Annotated in this window: 18 protein-coding genes; 10 read left to right on the forward strand and 8 right to left on the reverse strand. The window is 62.4% G+C overall.

Annotated features, from left to right (window positions below; translation table 11 throughout):
• Nucleotides 1-6: 6 nt before the first annotated feature.
• From LUU92_RS05335 to LUU92_RS05360, 6 genes are all read right to left on the reverse strand, one after another.
• Entirely contained in the window at nt 7-2,469 is a 2,463-nt protein-coding gene (locus LUU92_RS05335) for a fimbria/pilus outer membrane usher protein (protein WP_371322035.1), read from the reverse strand.
• Nucleotides 2,470-2,550: 81 nt separating this feature from the next.
• Entirely contained in the window at nt 2,551-3,288 is a 738-nt protein-coding gene (locus LUU92_RS05340; RefSeq protein WP_071488598.1) for a fimbria/pilus chaperone family protein, read from the reverse strand.
• Between the two features lie 2 nt (nt 3,289-3,290).
• Nucleotides 3,291-3,920 (reverse strand): DUF1120 domain-containing protein, encoded by a 630-nt coding sequence (locus tag LUU92_RS05345; protein WP_222541030.1) that lies wholly within the window; start codon nt 3,918-3,920, stop codon nt 3,291-3,293.
• A gap of 87 nt (nt 3,921-4,007) precedes the next feature.
• Nucleotides 4,008-4,631 carry a DUF1120 domain-containing protein gene (locus LUU92_RS05350; protein ID WP_071488600.1) on the reverse strand — a complete coding sequence of 208 codons (624 nt, stop codon included), beginning with the start codon at nt 4,629-4,631 and terminating at the stop codon, nt 4,008-4,010.
• Between the two features lie 36 nt (nt 4,632-4,667).
• The gene (locus LUU92_RS05355; protein WP_071488601.1) at nt 4,668-5,291 is read right to left on the reverse strand and encodes a DUF1120 domain-containing protein; all 624 of its coding nucleotides are present in this window, start codon (nt 5,289-5,291) and stop codon (nt 4,668-4,670) included.
• Between the two features lie 33 nt (nt 5,292-5,324).
• The gene (locus LUU92_RS05360) at nt 5,325-5,951 is read right to left on the reverse strand and encodes a DUF1120 domain-containing protein (RefSeq protein WP_071488602.1); all 627 of its coding nucleotides are present in this window, start codon (nt 5,949-5,951) and stop codon (nt 5,325-5,327) included.
• Between the two features lie 448 nt (nt 5,952-6,399).
• On the opposite strand from LUU92_RS05360, the gene LUU92_RS05365 reads away from it, so the two are divergent.
• A complete protein-coding gene (locus tag LUU92_RS05365; RefSeq protein WP_071488603.1) occupies nt 6,400-7,221 on the forward strand; it encodes a response regulator in 822 nt (273 codons plus the stop codon).
• 196 nt (nt 7,222-7,417) lie between these two features.
• Complete coding sequence (locus LUU92_RS05370) at nt 7,418-8,050, forward strand: response regulator (protein ID WP_071488604.1); 633 nt, start codon at nt 7,418-7,420, stop codon at nt 8,048-8,050.
• Nucleotides 8,051-8,206: 156 nt separating this feature from the next.
• Here LUU92_RS05370 and LUU92_RS05375 read toward each other — a convergent pair whose 3' ends face one another.
• Nucleotides 8,207-8,449 (reverse strand): hypothetical protein, encoded by a 243-nt coding sequence (locus tag LUU92_RS05375; RefSeq protein WP_231999551.1) that lies wholly within the window; start codon nt 8,447-8,449, stop codon nt 8,207-8,209.
• On the opposite strand from LUU92_RS05375, the gene LUU92_RS05380 reads away from it, so the two are divergent.
• The 6 genes from LUU92_RS05380 to dacB all read left to right on the forward strand — a co-directional run bounded on the left by LUU92_RS05380 (nt 8,424) and on the right by dacB (nt 15,016).
• A complete protein-coding gene (locus LUU92_RS05380; RefSeq protein ID WP_257103838.1) occupies nt 8,424-8,909 on the forward strand; it encodes a DUF1120 domain-containing protein in 486 nt (161 codons plus the stop codon). The genes LUU92_RS05375 and LUU92_RS05380 overlap by 26 nt on opposite strands.
• A gap of 96 nt (nt 8,910-9,005) precedes the next feature.
• On the forward strand, nt 9,006-9,476 hold the full coding sequence (locus LUU92_RS05385) for a nuclear transport factor 2 family protein (protein ID WP_071488605.1): 471 nt from the start codon (nt 9,006-9,008) through the stop codon (nt 9,474-9,476).
• Between the two features lie 37 nt (nt 9,477-9,513).
• The gene (locus LUU92_RS05390) at nt 9,514-9,786 is read left to right on the forward strand and encodes a GIY-YIG nuclease family protein (protein ID WP_071488606.1); all 273 of its coding nucleotides are present in this window, start codon (nt 9,514-9,516) and stop codon (nt 9,784-9,786) included.
• Between the two features lie 75 nt (nt 9,787-9,861).
• Complete coding sequence (locus LUU92_RS05395) at nt 9,862-10,797, forward strand: glutathione S-transferase family protein (protein ID WP_257103263.1); 936 nt, start codon at nt 9,862-9,864, stop codon at nt 10,795-10,797.
• Nucleotides 10,798-10,906: 109 nt separating this feature from the next.
• Nucleotides 10,907-13,324 carry a TonB-dependent siderophore receptor gene (locus LUU92_RS05400; protein ID WP_257103264.1) on the forward strand — a complete coding sequence of 806 codons (2,418 nt, stop codon included), beginning with the start codon at nt 10,907-10,909 and terminating at the stop codon, nt 13,322-13,324.
• A gap of 234 nt (nt 13,325-13,558) precedes the next feature.
• Nucleotides 13,559-15,016, forward strand: coding sequence for a D-alanyl-D-alanine carboxypeptidase/D-alanyl-D-alanine endopeptidase (gene dacB / locus LUU92_RS05405; RefSeq protein ID WP_257103265.1), 1,458 nt, complete (start codon nt 13,559-13,561; stop codon nt 15,014-15,016).
• A 1-nt stretch (nt 15,017) separates the two neighbouring features.
• Here the strand turns inward: dacB and LUU92_RS05410 are convergent, their stop codons facing one another.
• Nucleotides 15,018-15,797 (reverse strand): IclR family transcriptional regulator, encoded by a 780-nt coding sequence (locus tag LUU92_RS05410; RefSeq protein WP_071488610.1) that lies wholly within the window; start codon nt 15,795-15,797, stop codon nt 15,018-15,020.
• 120 nt (nt 15,798-15,917) lie between these two features.
• Between LUU92_RS05410 and hmgA the strand changes: the two genes are divergently transcribed.
• On the forward strand, nt 15,918-17,201 hold the full coding sequence (hmgA, locus tag LUU92_RS05415; RefSeq protein ID WP_222541038.1) for a homogentisate 1,2-dioxygenase: 1,284 nt from the start codon (nt 15,918-15,920) through the stop codon (nt 17,199-17,201).
• A gap of 3 nt (nt 17,202-17,204) precedes the next feature.
• The gene (gene fahA / locus LUU92_RS05420) at nt 17,205-18,491 is read left to right on the forward strand and encodes a fumarylacetoacetase (RefSeq protein ID WP_071488612.1); all 1,287 of its coding nucleotides are present in this window, start codon (nt 17,205-17,207) and stop codon (nt 18,489-18,491) included.
• Nucleotides 18,492-18,500: the final 9 nt, after the last annotated feature.

The following is an 18,500-nucleotide window of genomic DNA, read 5'->3' on the forward strand; positions in this document are numbered from 1 at the left end:
CAGTCCTCATGGCTGGTGGCACCGGGCGGGTGCGGTTTCGTAATACACCTCGGGGTCGACGTCGTCCGCCAATTCGTAGCTCAGGCGGCAACGCGCCTGGCCGGGGGCCTTGATCCACAGCGGACGCGGGTTGAGCACGTCGGGCAGGAACACTTTGCTGTCTTCCTGCACCAGAGTGATGAATTCACCGTCGGCGGTGCTCACGGTCGCGCCGCGCGGCAACGGCTGACCGTTGTCGGTGGTTACGTTCAATAGCGCGCGCCGGGTGAGGGCGACGCCGAATTCAACCTTGTCCACCGCGCCGCGCCCGGCGGAAATCACCGCCAGGCCATTGTGGATATCGGCGTTGCGCGGCAGTGAGCGCGTCTGCACTTCCACCGGGCTGCGGCCGTAGGCGTTGAGTTGCGACACCACGGCCTGGCCTTGCCAGTCGGTCCACACCGGGCCGCTGGGCGTCGTCACCTTGATCCCCGCCATCTCGCCCACCGACATCACGGCAAAGGTGTCGCGCACCGGATAGGGCGAGAAGGTCAAGCCGTCGCCATGCACCACCACGCCGCCACGGGCGCCGCCCTGGTAACTGGAGTGCTCGTCGTTGCTGCGGGTGTAGTTGAAGTCCAGTTGGCTGTACCACGGCAGGGCCGAGACACCGATCGAAGACTCCACCTCGCGGTCGCGGCTGTCATGCTCGACGCCCACGCGGTAACTCAACTGGTCGTTGAGTTGCTCGTTCAACCCCACGCCCAGGCGATGCTCACCGCCGGCCCTGCGCGCCCAAGTGCGGGTGCGGCGGTTTTCACCCAGCGGCAGGCTGATGTTCAGGTAAACGCTGTCATCGTTTTGCTGGCGGCCGCCCACCTGCCATTCGGCACTGGCGGACACTGACACCCGGCCAAAACTGGTGCCCCAGGACGCCAACGCGCGGCTGCTGCTTTCACCGTTGTAAGCCGCAGTGCGTGACACCCCGGCACTGAACGCTCCCAGTGCGGGATGCGCCCAGGACGCGGTGAGGCTTTGCTGGTCGCGATAGCGCGAGCGCTGTTGGTCGCGACTGTTGCCGACGAAGGTCGAGTCCTCGAGGTCGCGATAGCCTTGGGAGCGCCATGAGCCGGCGGTGGTCACCGACCAGTTTTCACTGAAACGCTGGGACCAGGACACGTCCGTCTGGACGCCACGCTCACGCCCATCGTGGCTGGCCTGGGCCGCTTGCGCCGAGACCTGCAATTGACTGTCCTGCCAGGGCAGCCACCCCAGGCTGACGCCCGCCGAATGGTAGTCATCGGCGACCAATGCGCCGCCACCCAGGCTGACTTGCGGGTGTACCGCACCGCTCCAGCCCGCGCTGACCACCCAGGGCTCAGTGCCGTCACTGTCGCCAATTTTTCTCACGCGTCCCGCCGCCACGGAATAACCCGGCGCCGGCAGGCCCAGGCCGAGCATGGCTGCGGGCACCGTAAAGCGGCGTTCTTCGCCAGTGGTTTCCTTGACCGTAACCTCCACGTCTGAGCGGCTGTTCAAACGGCGTACATCCGTCAGCGCGAACGGCCCGGCCGGCACCACGGTGGAGTGAATCAGTGCACCGTTCTGGCGGACTTCCACCTGGGCCGGGCTGTTGGCGATGCCGTTGATCGTCGCGCCCTGATTCTGGTCTTGCAGTGCTGTTTCGGTCAGCACTTGGGCGCCGGTGATCTGCGTGCCCGCCAGCACCGGGTTGTAGAGGCTGATCTGGCCGGCCTGGAACACTGCCTGTTGCTCGGCAAAGGTGCGCTGGGCATAGGCATCCAGATGAGCGGTGCGTGAACGGCTGTCTTGCCAGGTCTTGACCTGGCGGCTGCGTACGATCCAGTCGCCGGCGTTGAAGCCGACTTCGGTGTTGGCTGAGCCGAAGCGGCTGGTGTTGTCGCCGAACTCGTTGTGCAGGCCCGTGAGGTCATAGTTGAGCAGGCCGGCAAAACCACCGGTCTGATAGCCGGAGATATCCTGCCGGGCGGGGCGCAGTGCGTCGGTCGGTACCACCAGGGCCAGGCTCAGGCTGGCCGGGTCTTGCTCGATGACAGTTTGTCGGTAGCGCTCGAGGAAACGATGGCAGCCTGGGGTCTCGACTTCATCGGGCACTATCAGGTTGGCCGCATCCAGCAGGGCCCGGCTGAAGCAGAGACTGCCCTGGTGGTCGAATTCCACATCCACCCGACCACGGCGTTGGCCGTTGACGCTCAGGTTGACGGCATGCCGGCCCGCGGTAAAACGGGGCGTTTGCAGGAGCAGGTTGGCCAACTCCGGATCGATGCCGCGATGGGACAAAGTTTGGGGGTCGAAGGCGCCGGCAATCAGGTTGTCGCTTGCCCAAGCTGCCCCGTATGGCAGTGAACCACCCAGGGTCAGCGCCAGCCCTGCCAATAAGGTGTGCGCGCGGCGTGGTGAAACGGCGGGCACGGCTTGGCCGCGACGGTCAGTCATTACTGTGCTCACAAGGTCACTCTCAGCTGTGGGTGGCCTGCTGACTCTGCGGTTCAGTCAGGCCCTTCGGTGGCGTTGGCAGGCCACTCTTTTTTATAGGGTGATCGGTGCTTCATAAGGCGCCACGGCAAAGCCATACACCGTGGCCGGTTGCAGTTGCACGCGACTCGCGCCGCCGCCGGTGACCGTCACGCGCAGGGTCTCACCGGGCAGCACGTAGGTGCGCGGCAGCAAGGCCGAACCGTCGCCGGGCAACAAACGCAGCTCCTGAGCCAGGCGTACCACATAGGCCGTGGGGTTGCTGACGCTCAATTGGTTGTTCTGCAGGCGCCACTCCAGTCCGGTCCAGGGTGTGCGGTTGGGGGGCAGGCCCTTGGGGTGGAGAATCACCGGCAGGTTCTGGCGCACCGTCACGCCCACCCGTGCGTGCCCGGCCTGGGCCGCCGAACGGCCTTGGGGCATGCCTTCGAATATCACCCGTTTCAGGCGCTGGGTTTTCAGCGGTTCCGGCGATTGCAGAATGAAGCGGATCAGTTGGCTCTTGTTCGGTTCCACTCGGGCCAGGGGCGGGGTCACGAACAACAGTGAGGCTTTGTCCTCGGGGATGTCTTCAAGGGTCACGTGCAGCAGCGCCAACTTGTCGTCGGTATTGGTCACGGACACCGAGGCTTCGCCGTCCGCCTCGTTGACGATGACCACCGAGGTGTCGGGCACCATGCCGTCGGCCAGCACCCACGAGGGACCGCCGAACGTCAGGGCCAGTGCGCCGAGGTAGAGGCCGGCGTAGCGAATGGCGGTGAAGGCGCGGGTTGAAAAGGGAAGGGGGGACATGGCTACAGATACCTCAGGTCAAGCACGATGGAACCGTCCAGGGGGACTTCCTGCTTGAGGGTCAAATAGGCGGCCGCGTTGATCGACGTATTGACTTGCAAGGTGGCCGCGATCTGGCGGTGGGGTTCCGGCACCAACGTACCGGGGTGAGCGAACCCCATGTAATTGTTCGGGTAGGCATTGCTTTCCGGGAACCAGGTCAGTCCCTGATTGCTGGACGCCAGCACCAATACGCGCTCGCCGTCGCCCATCACGTCGCGAAAGGCAATGGACACGGTGCCGAGTCGTTCAGTGGGGGCGTGGACGTTATGGCCCAGGCCATAGTAAAAACCCGGGCCCAGGGATGAATCGGCGCGGTTGTCCAAGCCCACCAACACAAACAGCACCGACTCGTTGCAGCTCACATTCAAGTCCAGGGCCTGGGTGGGCAAGACACTGAACTCGTATTGGTTGAGACTGCGTGCCGGCACTAATCCGTGGTCGACGATGCCATTGTCCGACAGTGTCGGTGTACACGCGCTGGGGGTGATTATCCCGGTCACATTCAATTCGGTACTGGAGGCCGCCAACGCTGCGGGCCCGCTACACAGCAGGCAAAGCATGGCAAGAAGGCGTGAAGAGGTGTGCTTCATGGGGAGGTTCACCGGTTGCCTGGTTCTTCGTTTCAGTGCAGGACACAGGCAGGTCTCATGACCTGCCTGTGTGCGTTTCGAGTGGGCTTAGAGGTAGCGCACCGTCACGGTCACCGAACCGTCGATGGCCACCTCGTTGGTCAGCGTCAATTGGCTGGAAGGGGCGATCTTGGGGCTGACAATCAGGTCCGAGGTCAACACTTGAACAGGGATGGGCGTGGCGACGGCGGTGTCGGCTACCGAGATCAGGTTGTCGGGCGTCAAGCTGCGCTCATTGACCCAGGTCACGCCGCCGTCGACGGAGGCGATCGTCCGCCCCTCCACGCCATCGGCAATCGGCGTGTTCAGGCTCAGGCCCATGGCCCCGAGCTTCTGTGTACCGTTGACCAGGCCCAGACCGAATTCGCTGATGTCGCCGCCATAGTTCGAGCCGGCACGGTTGTCATCGGCGTCCAGGGCCATGAGGGTAGCCGCGTCACAGGTGACGGTCAGTTGTACGGTTTGCTCGGTGAGGGGCGTTACTTGGTCGACATTCAAATCCTTGGCGGAAATCTTGCCGTAGTCCACAGACCCGCTATTGGACAGGGCTGGAGTGCAGGCACTGGGGGTGATCAGGCCCTTGACGGTGAGATCGACGCTGGAGGCCGCGAAGGCGCTGGTGCCACCGGCCAGCAGTACGGTGGCGAACAGGGTATTCAAGGAAAGTTTCATGGTCAGGCTCCATATAAAGGACAAGGGAAAAAAGGGTTACCAGTACTTGAGTTGCAACGTGGCACTGCCATCGATCGGCAGCTCGTCCAGCAGGGTCAGGTCGCGGGCCGGGGCGATGATGGTGAAGGCCCGCAGGCGAGCGCTGAGGTCGGTGATGGCAATCGGGGTATAGGGGGCGCCCGCGGCGGCGAAGGCGGTGAGTGCGGCGTGCCCCAGGTAGGACGACGGCCCCCAGCTGGCACCGCCGTCCCGCGACATGATGGCCTGTACCGGCGTCGCGTCCGCCACGGGCTCGAACAGCCCGAGCGCGACGCTGCCCAGCATCTGGTCATCGTTGACCACTCCCAGCCCGTGGAACACCGGGTTGATGGCTGACGTTCCGCCACGGTTATCGACGGTGGTCAGGGTGAAATGCGTGGCGCCCTCGCAATGCACATCCAGTTGCATTTCACCGGGGAGCAAACGGGTCGGCAGATCGATGTCCAGATCCCGACCGGTCAACTTGCCATGATCGACGACGCCCTCATTGGACAGGCTGGGGGTGCATGAGCTAGGCGTAATGGTGCCCGAGACACTCAGGTCGGTAGTGCTGGCTGCGAAAGCTGCGGGGGCACAGACACTCAGCAATAGGGCAAGTGTGGCGCAGGTTCTTCTGTCCATCGGCACGGGTCCTTGTGAAGAGAAAAGAGGGGATTACAGGTAACGCATTTCCAAGGTGGCGGAACCGGTGAGAGGCTGCTCCTCGGTCAAAGTCAGGCCGCGGGTGGCGGCAATGTATCCGTAGATGAGCAGGTTGCTGGTCAAGTTGCGGATCGGAACCGGTGCCCAGGCCCCGCCTGAGTCATCGCCGAAACCGGCGAGTCGACCACGGATCCACAACGCGTTCGGCGAGCTCTGGATCCAGGTGACACCGTTGTCTCGTGAGGACAGGGTGGAGATCGGCAGACCTTCGGCGGTGGAGCTGTTCAGCCCCAGGTGGTAAGCACCGATGGAGCGGTTCTGGTTGATCACCCCCAGGCCGAAGGAGGTATCGCCGCCGCCTACACTATTCTCGACGGCATGGAATACATACAACGTCGCGGCGTCGCACTCCACGCTCAGTTGCAGGTTGGCGGTCGGCAAGAGCGTGGCGCTTTCCACGTAGAGGTCGGCAAACGCTATCTTGCCGTAGTCGACAACCCCGCCTGCGCTGAGGGTTGGTGTGCAGGCGTTTGGGGTGATCACACCTGTGACGTTCAAGTCGATACTGCTGGCAGCCAGCGCAGGTGTAGCGGCTGCCATCAGTAAAGTGGTGAGAAGCAGGGAATGTGGGGCTTTCATTTGAACAACGTATTCCTGGCAAAGTGTTGGCACGGAGGGCAGACAAGTGGCACGGGCGGGGCGCTGGCGTCGCAGGGTCAGGATGTTTTTCACAAGCGACGCCGCGCCTTCTATTGCCTTGAGCCGGGACACATTTAACGCCCGTGGCCCAGGGGGGAGGAATGCAACAATTACGATAATGGGTCTGCCTGACAAACCTGCCTTGATGCTGGAAACAACTGATGTGCTTGTAAGAAAAATTGCTTAGTCGTAGTTGTTGTATCGATCAAACCCATTCATTCGGATATTTTTCGCGCTCTTTGAATCCGCACAGCCTGTTTTTTGTACAGGTCTGAATGTATTTGCGCGAAAAGTTCGAGTGAAATCGTCCGACAGGTCATTGACCTTTCGAACGTCTCCCTGCGCCGGGTGCCAGCCTGGTGAGCTGATCGCTCTGCATGAGGTTGTTATGCCGGGCAACGAGCCACGTCGTCATCCACCCAAGGTTTTGCATTCGGTTGACTCACCGGCCTATTGGCAACAAGCCAGGGTGCTGGTGGTCGATGACCATGCCACCTATCGGCTGCTGGTGGGCTCGCTGCTCCAAGTGCTTGGCGTCAGCCACGAAACCTGTGGCGACGGGCGCATGGCCTTGCAGGCCCTGGCTTCGCGTCACTTTGACTTGGTCATCAGCGACTGCCGCATGCCGGTCATGGATGGCTATGCCATGACGCGTGAATGGCGCCGACGCGAGCGCATCACGGGAAAGCCGGGGATTCCCATCATCGCTATGACCGGGCGCCTGGGGCTCGAAGAGGTTCAGCGTTGCCTGGGATGTGGCATGGATGGGTGGCTGGTCAAACCCATCGGCCTGTGGCAGTTGCGCGAGCTACTCACCGAGTGGCTGGCGCCGGCGCCGATGCACGCTGCGCAAGTGCGCGTGCAGCCGGCGAGGCGCCGGCGCGAACAGTTGCCTTCCCGGGCCAGCCTCACTGCCACCTTTGGTTCATGGGCGGTGGTAGAGACGATGCTCGCAAGCCTGGCGCGAGAGGCCCGGGAAGATCTGGCTATGCTGGTGCAGGCGCGTATCAGCGGGGATGCCGTGCTGACCTCGCAACGCTTGCATCGCCTGGCGGGCAGCGTGGCGTTTCTGGGGGCAACGCGACTGGAACAACACGCCGCTGTGTTGATTGACCGTGTGCAGGCCAGCGGAGTGGAGGTGAATCGGCAGGCACTGGAGCTGTTTCATCGCGAAGTCGAACGTTATCTGTTGCGCTTACATAAACTATGAGTTCAGGTAATTGTAGGATTTTTCATGTTTGAATCGTAGGAGTTGTCTGTATGTAATTTCCTTTTATCATGTGGGCTAAGTGTCGCTCTCCAGTAACCATGGGGAGTGGGTAAACCCGTCCAGTTATTTCAGGTTGTTACATAGGACTGGGCGCGCTATTTTGCATATATTCAAATTGCCATCATGGGTAGCGACGATGATTCGCATAATTATTGCTGACGATCACCCCATCGTGCGTATCGGGCAGAAAGTGGTAATCGAAGCCAGTGGTAAGTGCAAAGTCGTAGGGGAGGCCAATGGTCCGGATGAATTGCTGGCGCTGGTGAACAGTACCGCTTGCGACGCCATCGTGACCGACTTTGCCATGCCGGGCGATCAACAGGCGGATGGTTACGGACTGCTGGGTTTGTTGCACCGGCAATACCCCAGGTTGCCGGTGATCCTGGTAACCATGTTCGCCAATGTGGTCACTTTGAGGGAGGCGTTCGCCCATGGTGCACGGGCGATCGTGGCCAAGAGCGCGTCTGCCAGGGAGTTGCCCTTGGCGCTGCGGGCAGTGGTCGAGGGGCGTACGTTCGTCAGTGAGTGCCTGCGCCTGCAGATGGAGCAGACCGAACTGGCGCATCCGTCCCAGCCACAGCTGTCGGGCAAGGAGAGAGAGGTGGTGAGAATGCTTGCCAGCGGCATGACCGTCAGCCAGATCGCCGCGCGGGTCAACCGCAGCATCTCGACCATCAGCAAGCAAAAGAGTACAGCCATGCAGCGGTTATGCATTTCCACCGATGTGGATCTATTCACCTATGCGCGGCAAAGCGGCATGGTGCCTTAGTTGTAATGCATTGCGAGAAAGTTTCAGTTTTATTGCGCGGTTCAAGAGGGCGATTCGTATTACTTGTATGGGGCATTAGTGTGGGGCGGGTTAGTGTGTGCTTATGTACCCGGCAGCGATAAGTCGGCGGCATAACTACTTATGTCCAACACTGAGTCAGGCAGGGGCGGGTGTCTTGTTATGCGACAGGACAAGCGTTTCTGTTTTGCCTTGAATGCGAGCACTCGAATTGATGAAACAATCACTTTCCCTTGTTACCAGCGCGTTTTTATTGATGGGCGCGTCGAACTTGTTTGCGGCCTCCAGCATAGACCTGAGGGTCGTGGGTGCCTTGACGCCTTCCGCCTGCACGCCTGCTTTGTCCGGCGGCGGTATGGTGGACCACGGCAAGATTTCCATGAGCGATTTTCCCGGTGACGCCTACCTGCCTGAGGTCACGTTGGCGTTGAGTGTCAATTGCGAAGCATCAACGTTGATGGCGGTCATGGCCATTGACAATCGCCCGGGCACTGCGTGGTACGGCCACGACACTGATGGGGCATTTGGCCTGGGGCTCTACAATAGCCGGCGCTTGGGCGGGTATCAGTTCCTTGTGAAAAACGTCCAGGCGGACGGTGCCGCGGCACCGGCGATTGAATCCGTGGATGGAAAAACCTGGTTTCCCGCGCCCGAAGACCAAACCTGGCAAGTCGGCTGGATGCGTTCGGTGGGGGCGGTCGGCGAAGCTGACGCGCTGCCGGTACCGGTCCAGAGCCTGGCGATGGAAGTATTGATCCAGACCCGTGTCAGGAAGCCTACGGGCGCTACCGAGGAAGTCCCTTTGGACGGCAGCGCCACCCTGGATATCGTTTACCTCTGACGCACCCTCGCTTATCCACCGAGTGAAAGAACATGGTGTTTCCAGGCGCCGCGGATTATCGTGCTGGCCTTACGCCGATAACCGCGGAGCCTGTCCATGAGTGAAGCCCACAATGCCCTGATCACCGAGTTCTACAGCGCCTTCCAGCGCCTGGACGCCGAGGCCATGTCGGCCTGCTACACCGACGATGTGGTCTTCAGCGACCCGGCCTTCGGCGAACTGCGCGGCCGCGATGCCGGTGACATGTGGCGCATGCTCACCACCCGCGCCAAGGATTTCTCCCTGACCTTCGACAATGTGCGCAGCGACGACCGTAGCGGTGGCGCTCACTGGGTGGCGACTTACCTGTTCAGCGCCACTGGCAACACAGTGGTCAACGATATCCAGGCGCGCTTTGTGTTTCGCGACGGCAAAATCTGCGAACACCACGATCACTTCGACCTGTGGCGCTGGTCGCGCCAGGCCTTGGGCACCAAGGGGTTGTTGCTGGGGTGGACGCCGCTGGTGAAAAACGCCGTGCGTGCCCAGGCGCGCAAAGGCTTGAAGGCATTCCAGGCCAGTCGTTGATAAGCTTGGCAACTCCTATGCCTTGCCGAATCGATCCGTGAATACGCCTGACCCCAAACCCTGGTTCGTCTACCTGGTGCGCGCCGCCAATGGCTCGCTGTACTGCGGCATCAGCAATGACCCGGTGCGCCGGTTCGCCTCGCACCAGAGCGGCAAGGGTGCGCGGTTTTTCCTGTCCAGCCCGGCGGTGGCGCTGGTGTACACCGAGCAATGCGCGAGCAAGGGCGAGGCCCTGCGTCAGGAACGGCTGATCAAGAAGTTGAAGAAGAGCGCCAAGGAGTGCCTGGCGGCAAGTGGCTCATTGATTTGACTGATGAGTTCCCATCATGCCCGCGCCAGGGTTTGCAGGCTAAGCTAGCGATTCACTTCTCTCGCGGAGCCTGGCATGTCTGAGTTGATCCTCCACCACTACCCGCAGTCCCCCTTCGCTGAAAAAGCCCGGCTGTTGCTGGGCTTCAAGGGTTTGTCCTGGCGCTCGGTGCATATTTCGCCGGTGATGCCCAAGCCAGACCTCACCGCTCTCACGGGCGGTTATCGCAAGACCCCCGTGCTGCAAATCGGTGCCGATATCTACTGCGACACCGCGCTGATCGCCCGGCGCCTGGAACAGGAAAAAGCCGCTCCGGCCCTGTTTCCCCAAGGCCTGGAACTGGTCATCCAAGGCTTCGCCGCCTGGGCCGATTCGGTGGTGTTCTCCCATGCGGTGGCGCTGGTGTTCCAGCCGGAATCACTGGCGGTCAAGTTCGCCAAGGTGCCGCCGGAAATGCTCCAGGTGCTGGTGGCGGATCGCAGTAAACTGTTCAGCGGCGGCACGGCGACTCGGGTGCAATTGGATGTAGCCAAGCATCAATGGCCGGCGATTGTTGGCCGCATCGATCAGCAACTGCAGCACCAGGCCGGGGATTTCCTGTTCGGCGAGCCGTCGATTGCCGACTTTGCCCTGGCCCATCCCCTGTGGTTCCTCAAAGGCTCTTCAGTGACGTCGCCTTTGGTAGACACCTATCCCGCCGTTGCCGCCTGGTTGGATCGTGTGCTGGGTTTCGGCCACGGTACCTCCACTCAGATGAGCGCCGAGCAAGCCCTGGACGTGTCGCGCAATGCGACGCCGGCTGCTCTGCCCGAAGAACTGTTTGAAGACTTGAACGGCTTCAAGGCAGGCCAGCAGGTGACCATTTCGGCGACCGACTACGGCACCGACCCGGTCGCCGGCGAACTGCTGTTTGCCGGGCGTGAAGAACTGATCCTGCGCCGCACCGACGAGCGCGCGGGCACCGTGCATGTGCATTTCCCGCGCATCGGTTTTCGCATCCAGGCGCAGTAGGGAAAAATATTTGCAAATAAAAGTGAGGTAAATCCACCGCCCAACCGTGTAGTGCTTGAAACTGCGATCTATTCGCATTAACAGCGTTTTCTACACGGGTTCTCACAGCATGAAGTCAGCGGCGGGCGGTTGGGTTAAACAGTGGCTGGGAGCCTCGGTATTGGCGGTATCGGGTCTGGCGGTGCTGCCCTTGAGCATGGCGCAGGCACAAGAGCAGCAAAGCGCCCAGTTCACCTTTGCCCTGGCAGCCAAGCCGCTGCCCCAGGCCCTGAGCGATTTCAGCCGGGTCACCGGGATCAGCGTGATCTACACCGACGAAGCGCCCTACGGCATCAAGGCCCCGGCGGTCAGCGGCCAGATGAGCGCGACCCAGGCCCTGCAGCGCCTGCTGGGCCGTTCCGGCCTGACCTTCCGCCAGATCGACGCTCGCACCCTGGCCCTGGAGCCGGTGCCCACCGAAGGCGCGGTCAACCTCGGCGCCACCACCATCAGCGGTGCCAGCCAGGTCCAGGACAGCACCAGCTACCAGCCACCACCCACCAGTTCGGTAATGCGCTCCCATGGCCTGCTGCTGGAGACCCCGCAAACCGTCAACGTGGTCCCCGCCCAAGTGCTGCGCGACCAGACCCCGCGCAACCTGGATGACGCCCTGGGCAATATCAGCGGCATCACCCAGGCCAACACTCTGGCCAGCACCCAGGACGCGGTGATGCTGCGCGGCTTTGGCGACAATCGTAACGGCTCGATCATGCGTGACGGCATGCCCATCGTGCAGGGCCGTGCGCTGAACGCCACGGCGGAGCGGGTCGAAGTGCTCAAGGGGCCGGCGTCGTTGCTGTACGGCATCCAGGACCCGGGCGGCGTGGTTAACATCGTCAGTAAAAGGCCTGAACTGGTCCAGTCCACCGCCCTGACCGTACGCGGCTCCACCTTCGGTGACGGCAAGAACGGCAGCGGCGGTAGCCTTGACACCACCGGCCCGATTGGCGACAGCGGCCTGGCCTATCGGCTGATCGTCGATCATGAAGACGAAGATTACTGGCGCAACTTCGGCACCCACCGCGAGAGCCTGATCGCGCCGTCGCTGGCCTGGTATGGCGACAGCACCCAACTGCTGTTCGCCTATGAGCACCGCGAATTCCTCACGCCGTTTGACCGTGGCACCGCCATCGACAAGTCCAACCACCCGCTGGACATCCCGGCCACACGTCGTTTGGATGAGCCTTTCAACAACATGGAAGGCCGTTCCGACCTGTACCGCTTCGAAGCCGACCGTGACCTGAACGACGACTGGAAAGCCCACTTCGGCTACAGCTGGAACCGCGAGACCTATGACGCCAGCCAGGTGCGCGTCAGCGCGGTAAACACCAACGGCACCCTGACCCGCAAGATGGATGGCACCAAGGGAGCGATCACCACCGACCGTTTCGCCACTGCAAGCCTGGAAGGCAAGGTCAATGTGTTCGGCCTGCAGAACGATGTGGTGTTCGGCCTGGATGATGAGTACCGCAAGATCTACCGCGCTGACCTGATCCGCCAGAATTCGCGCGGCACCTTCAACTACAACAACCCGGTGTATGGCAACGAAGTGGCGGGCACCACCGTCAGCCCCGCCGACAGCGCCCAGACCGACCTGTTGCGCAGCGACTCGCTGTTCTTCCAGGATGCGATTCACCTCAACGACCAATGGATTTTTGTCGCCGGTGCGCGCTACCAGATGTACGACCAATACGCTGGCAAAGGCGTACCGTTCAAGGCCAACACCAACGGCAATGGCCAGGCCTGGGTGCCGCGTGCTGGGCTGGTGTACCGCTATACCGATGAGTTGTCGTTCTATGGCAGCTACACCGAATCGTTCAAGCCCAACTCCACCATTGCTGCCTTGGCCGACGGCAGCACGCTGACTGGCGACCTGACGCCCGAGAAATCCAAGTCCTGGGAGCTGGGGGCCAAGCTCGACATCCCTGGGCGCATCACGGCCAGTGCCGCGTTGTTCACCATCGACAAGCGCAACGTGCTGGTATCGGTCGGTTCCGGCGCGAACACTATCTACAGCATTGCCGGCCAGGTGCGTTCCCGCGGCCTGGAACTGGACGCCACCGGGCAACTGACCGACAAGTGGAGCCTGATCGGCAGCTACGCCTACACCGACGCTGAAGACATCAAGGACAAGGACCCGACCCTGGAAGGCAACCGCCTGCAGAACGTGGCCAAGCACACCGGCTCGCTGTCGGTGGCCTATGACTTCGGCAACGTGTTCGGGGGCGATCAGTTACGGGTGGGGACCGGCGCGCGGTATGTCGGCGAGCGTGCAGGCGATGCCGCCAACGATTTCACCTTGCCGGGGTACACCGTGGCGGATGCGTTTGCCACGTATGACACCAGGATTGACGGGCAGAAGGTCAAGTTCCAGCTCAACGTGAAGAACCTGTTCGACCGCGTCTACTACACCTCGGCGGCCAGCCGGTTGTTTGTGTCCATGGGTGATGCGCGTCAGGTGTCGGTGTCGAGCACCCTGGAGTTCTGATGCGCCTATTGTGTGGCGAACTGGCTTCCGTGGTGAGCAGGCTTCTGTGGCGAGCGGGCTTGCCCCGCGTTGGGCCGCGCAGCGGCCCCAAACCTGGTCGGTGAGAAATAACTGGTATAGCGCGGTGTTCTGATGGGGGCTGCTGCGCAGCCCAACGCAGGGCAAGCCTGCTCGCCACAGGGGGAGGGAGCTGTTAGCGTTGCTGCCACTGACCGCTTTAGGAAAACGCTACTGATGTACTTTGGAAAATGGATATCCACCAGCGGGATGCTGGTGGGCTTGAGCTTATTGCTGGGTGGCTGCGCGAGTGTTTCCCAGACGTCCACCCCAACCATCATCGACCAGTTGATGGCCGACCCGGCCCTCAACGGCGCCACTGTGTCCCTGATGGTGCGTGATGCCCGCAGCGGCAGCACCCTCTATCAACACAACCCGCGAACCCGCCTGATTCCCGCATCCAATCTCAAGCTGCTCACCACCGCAGCGGCGATGGATGTGCTGGGGCCGCAATATCGTTTTTCCACGCAACTGTTGAGCAACGGCACGCAGCAAGGCGAGCGTCTCAGCGGCAACCTGTACCTCAAGGGCCTGGGCGACCCGACCACGCAGTTCGCCGACTACCAGGCATTGGCGGCACAGCTTGCCGGCAAGGGCGTGCGTCAGATCCAGGGCGACCTGGTGTTCGACGATAGCTTTTTCGACGCCGAACGCCTGGGCGTGGATTGGGCCCAGGACGACGAAAGCACCTACTACGGCGCGCAAATTTCGGCGCTGACCGTGTCACCCAATTCTGATTTTGATGCGGGCACGTTGCTGGTCACGGCCAAAGCCCCCGCCGTGGTGGGTCAGCCGGTCAGCGTGTTGGTGAGTCCGTCCACCGACTACGTGCAACTGGACAACCGTGCTGTCAGCGGCCCCGGCAACAATTTCGGCATCACCCGCCAACACGGCACCAACCTGCTGCAACTCACCGGCGCGTTGGCGCCGGGCAAGCAAAGCCGGCAGTGGGTGAGCGTGTGGGAGCCGACGCAACTGGTGGCGAATCTGTTTGAGCAAGCACTGGCGCAGCAAGGCATCCAGGTGCTCGGGCGCCGTGTGATCGGCGGTGCCAGTCCTGCGGCGGCCAAGGTCGTGGCGGAACATCAGTCGGCGCCGTTGCAGGAACTGATCACGCCGCTGCTCAAGCTTTCGAACAACAACATGTCCGAAGCCTTGCTCAAGGCCATGGGGCGCAAGACGTCCAATGCGGGCACGGCGCAGGCGGGGGTGGCCGCGGTGGCAGACTTCATGCAGCGCCAGGGCCTGGACCCGACGACTCTCAGCCAGGTCGACGGTTCGGGCCTGTCGCGGCGTAACCTGGTGTCTTCCCAAGGCCTCACCGATCTGCTGCAGGCCACGGCCAGACAGCCGTGGTTCGACGCCTGGTACAACGCCTTGCCGATTGCCGGCAACCCGGACCGCATGACCGGTGGCAGCCTGCGCTATCGCCTGAGTGGCACGCCTGCGCAAAACAACCTGCACGCCAAGACCGGCTCCATGGCCGGCGTGTCGTCGTTGAGCGGCTACATCAGCGACGCCCAGGGCCGGCGCCTGGTGTTTTCAATGATCAGTAACAACTACCTGAGCAGCGCCGCGCCGATCCGCGCCCTGGAGAACCGCGTGGCGTTGGCCCTGACCCAATGGCACGATTAGCTCAGGGCTGATAACCCATGCGCCAACTCACGGCCCGAGTCGCCGCCAGCAAGCGCTGCGCCGCCGGGCCGTCTTCATCGGCATGGAACAACGAGGTGGGGCCGACCACGGTCATCACTGCCGCGACTTGGCCGATGGCGTTGAACACCGGTGCGGATAGCGCATCGACGCCGGGCATCAACAAACCATGCACAAAGTGCAGGCCACGGCTGCGGATCTGTTCGCAGGTGATGGCGTAGGCCTGGTCGTCCGCCAACGCATGGGCGATGCCGGCCTGGATCTCACGTTCGCGCAGCTCCACGGTTTCCCGCGACGGCAGGAAGGCGCTGAACACCAGCCCGGTGGACGAACTGAGCAACGGCAGCACCGAACCCAGCTGCGTCACCACCGTCACCGCGCGCACCGCCGGTTCGATCTGCACCACGGTCGCGCCCTGGTTGCCCCACACCGCCAAAAAGCAGGTTTCATTCAATTCATCGCGCAACTCCGCCAGGGGCAGTGCGCCGACTTTCAGCACATCCATGCTGCCCAGCGCCGCCAGGCCCACACGCAACGCTTCGCGGCCCAGGCCATAGTGGTTGGTGGCGGTGTTCTGTTCGGCGAAACCCGAGGCGATCAGCGCCTGCAGGTAGCGGTGCACCTTGCTGGCCGGCATCTGTACGTGTTCGGCCAGGCGTGACAGCGACGTGGCCGGGGACAACTCGGCCAGGGCCTTGAGGATATCGGTGCCCACTTCGGCCGAGCGGACTTTCTGTTTACCGGTGTCGCGGGGCTTTTCCATGGAGGGACGAGAATCCGAGAGATGAATGGGCGTCTTTATAGCTTGACGGTCGATAGTGATCAAATTACGTTATGCGTAACTGGATTACGATAAAAACAACTTCCGTACAGAGGATGATCCATGAACCTCGAATACCTGTCGGGCTTCGGCAATGAATTCGCCAGCGAAGCCTTGCCCGGCGCACTGCCCGTCGGCCAGAACTCCCCGCAAAAAGCGCCCTACGGTTTGTACACCGAACTGTTCTCCGGCACCGCGTTCACCATGGCCCGCAGCGAAGCCCGGCGTACCTGGCTGTACCGCATCCAGCCGTCGGCCAATCACCCGGCGTTTATCAAGCTTGAACGACAGTTGGCCGGTGGTCCGCTGGGCGCGGTGACGCCCAATCGCCTGCGCTGGAACCCGTTGGATATGCCGAGCGAGGCGGCGGACTTTATCGACGGGCTGGTCGGGATGGTGGCTAATTCCGGGTCAGAAAAACCCTCAGGCATCAGCATCCATCACTACCGCGCCAACCGCTCCATGGAGCGTGTGTTCTTCAACGCCGATGGCGAGTTGTTGGTCGTTCCCGAACAAGGCCGCCTGCGCATCGCCACCGAGCTTGGCGTATTGGAAGTGGAGCCACTGGAAATCGTCGTGTTGCCTCGTGGCCTGAAGTTCCGCGTCGAGCTGCTGGACGCGCAAGCGCGCGGTTACGTCGCCGAGAACCATGGCGCACCCCTGCGCCTGCCGGACCTGGGCCCTATCGGCAGCAATGGCCTGGCCAATCCGCGTGATTTCCTGACGCCGGTTGCGCACTATGAGGATGTGACGAAACCGACGACGCTGGTACAGAAATTCCTCGGCGAACTCTGGGCCTGCGAGCTCGACCATTCCCCACTCAACGTGGTCGCCTGGCACGGCAACAACGTGCCGTACAAATACGACCTGCGCCGTTTCAACACGATTGGCACCGTCAGCTTCGATCACCCGGACCCGTCGATCTTCACCGTATTGACCTCGCCCACCAGCACCCACGGCCTGGCCAACCTCGACTTTGTGATCTTCCCGCCGCGCTGGATGGTGGCCGAGAACACCTTCCGCCCGCCGTGGTTCCACCGCAACCTGATGAACGAATACATGGGCCTGATCCAGGGCGCCTACGACGCCAAGGCCGAAGGCTTCCTGCCGGGGGGCGCTTCCCTGCACAGCTGCATGAGCGCCCACGGCCCGGACGGCGAGACCTGCACCAAGGCCATCAACGTGGAGCTGGCGCCCCACAAGATCGATAACACCATGGCGTTCATGTTCGAGACCAGCCAGGTGCTGCGCCCGACCCAATTCGCCCTGGACTGCCCGCAACTGCAACCTGCTTATGACGCGTGCTGGGCCTCGCTGCCCGCTACCTTCAACCCGAACCGGAGATAACCCATGACGCAGCCCACACTCACCCGCAGCTGGGTGGCCTCCGCCAACGGTCACACCGATTTCCCCTTGCAAAACCTGCCACTGGGTGTGTTCAGCATCAACGGCGGTGCGCCACGCAGTGGCGTGGCGATTGGTGACTCGATCCTGGATCTGCATGCCGCCATCGACGAGTTCAGTGGTGATGCCCGCCGCGCCGTCGAGGCTACCGCCGGTGGTCAACTGAACGCATTTTTTGAACTGGGCCGAGGCCCCCGCGTGGCCCTGCGCGAGCGTCTGCTGGAACTGCTGGCCGAAGGCAGCCCATTGCAAACCCGCGAGGCACAGGTACTGCACCGCGCCGCCGATTGCCGGATGCACGTACCGGCGCAGATCAACGACTACACCGACTTCTATGTGGGCATCGAGCACGCGCAGAACGTCGGCAAACTGTTCCGTCCCGATAACCCGCTGCTGCCCAACTACAAGTACGTGCCGATTGGTTACCACGGCCGCGCCTCGACCATCCGCGCCTCGGGCGCCGACGTGCGTCGTCCCAAGGGCCAGACACTGCCGGCCGGCCAGACCGAGCCGACCTTCGGCCCGTGTGCACGCCTGGACTATGAGTTGGAACTGGGTATCTGGATCGGCCAGGGCAACGAGATGGGCGATTCGATTGCCATTGGTGACGCGGCGGACCACATCGCCGGTTTCTGCCTGCTCAATGACTGGTCGGCGCGGGATATCCAGGCCTGGGAATACCAGCCATTGGGGCCGTTCCTGTCGAAAAGCTTCATCACTACCATCTCACCGTGGGTGGTCACGGTCGAGGCACTTGAGCCGTTCCGCACAGCGCAACCGGCGCGCCCCGAAGGCGACCCGCAACCGCTGTCGTACTTGCTGGATAAACGTGACCAGGCTGCCGGCGCCCTGGATATCGAATTGGAAGTGCTGCTGACCACCGCCGCGATGCGCGAACAGAACCTGCCGGCATTCCGCCTGGCCCTGAGCAATAGCCTGCACATGTACTGGACTGTCGCGCAATTGGTGGCGCACCACAGCGTCAATGGCTGCCAGTTGCAGGCCGGTGACCTGTTTGGTTCGGGCACCTTGTCCGGGCCGCAGGCGGGCCAGTTCGGCAGCCTGTTGGAAATGACCGAGGGTGGCAAAAAGGCGGTCGAGTTGCCGTCCGGCGAGGTGCGCAAGTTCCTCGAGGATGGCGACGAAATCATCCTGCGCGCCCGCTGCCGCCGCGAAGGCTTTGCCTCCATCGGCTTCGGCGAGTGCCGTGGCACCGTGGTCGCGGCGCGCTAGGAGGGCCGG

Source organism: Pseudomonas extremorientalis, assembly GCF_024584605.1.
Taxonomy (GTDB): domain Bacteria; phylum Pseudomonadota; class Gammaproteobacteria; order Pseudomonadales; family Pseudomonadaceae; genus Aquipseudomonas; species Aquipseudomonas extremorientalis.